The 1059-nt window shown below is 74.9% G+C and carries 1 protein-coding gene; it reads left to right on the forward strand.

Features of this window, described 5'->3' with window-relative positions; all coding sequences use genetic code 11:
- The coding region (locus DBR36_RS13230) for an aminotransferase class V-fold PLP-dependent enzyme (RefSeq protein WP_258222842.1) at nucleotides 1-828 on the forward strand (828 nt) is incomplete at its 5' end.
- Between the last annotated feature and the right edge of the window lie 231 nt (nucleotides 829-1059).

A 1059-nucleotide genomic window follows, 5' to 3' on the forward strand; every position in this document is an offset into this window, starting at 1 on the left:
CCCGACGGCGCCGAGGTGCTGTGCGCCGAGGGCGACTTCTCGTCTCTCGTGGCGCCGTTCGCGCACGCCGGGCGCGGCATCCGTCTGCGCACCGCTCCCCTGACCCAGCTCGCCGACGCGGTGTCGCCCGACACGTGGCTCGTCGCGTTCTCGCTCGTGCAGTCGGCGACGGGTGAAGTGGCCGACGCGATGCGCATCGCCGCCGCCGCCGCCCGCGCCGGTGCCCGCACCCTCGTCGATCTGACGCAGGCCGCGGGCTGGCTGCCCGTGGACGCGACGATGTTCGACGCGACCGTGTGCCACGCGTACAAGTGGCTGTGCTGCCCGCGCGGCGTGTCGTTCCTGACCGTCTCCCCCGCGTTCGCGCGCGAGATCCGCCCCGTGCAGGCCGGCTGGTACAGCGGCGACGACCCCTGGTCGTCCTGCTACGGAACGGGCGGCGTCCTCGCCTCCGACGCCCGGCGTTTCGACGTGTCGCCCGCCTGGCAGGCGTTCGTCGGAGCGGCGCCCGCGCTGGCCCTGTTCGCCGACGCCGACATCACCGCCTCGTACGCGCACACCACGGCCCTGGCCGCGCGCTTCCGCGACGGTCTCGGCCTGGCCCACCCCGAACGCCCCTCGGCCATCGTCACCTGGCCGGATGCCACGGGCGAGGCCCTCGCCCAGCTCACCGCCCACGGGATCACGGCGTCGGGTCGCGCCGGGCGGGCGCGCGTGGCCTTCCACGTCTTCAATGACGAGCTGGACGTGGACCGGGCGCTGCACGCGCTCGGCGTGCGCGGCGGTGACGATCTGTCGGCCTTCGACGGCCTGGTCTACGCGATCTGAGCCACCCTCCACCTCCGCCCCACTCGAGTGACGGGCCGTGCACAACGGCGGACCGTCCCGCCGAGGCTCCGCCCACCGGACCCCCGAACGGCCCTGCACAACCGCCGACGGTCCACACACCGGACCCGCAGGCGGCCGTGCACAACTGCGGGCCGTTCCGGCGACACGCCGCCTGCACGTTCCGCTGCGCGGCGTGTCGCCCACTCGCCCCGCCATTGTGCACGTCGCGGG

Source organism: Microbacterium sp. HMWF026 (assembly GCF_003061325.1).
GTDB lineage: Bacteria > Actinomycetota > Actinomycetes > Actinomycetales > Microbacteriaceae > Microbacterium > Microbacterium testaceum_E.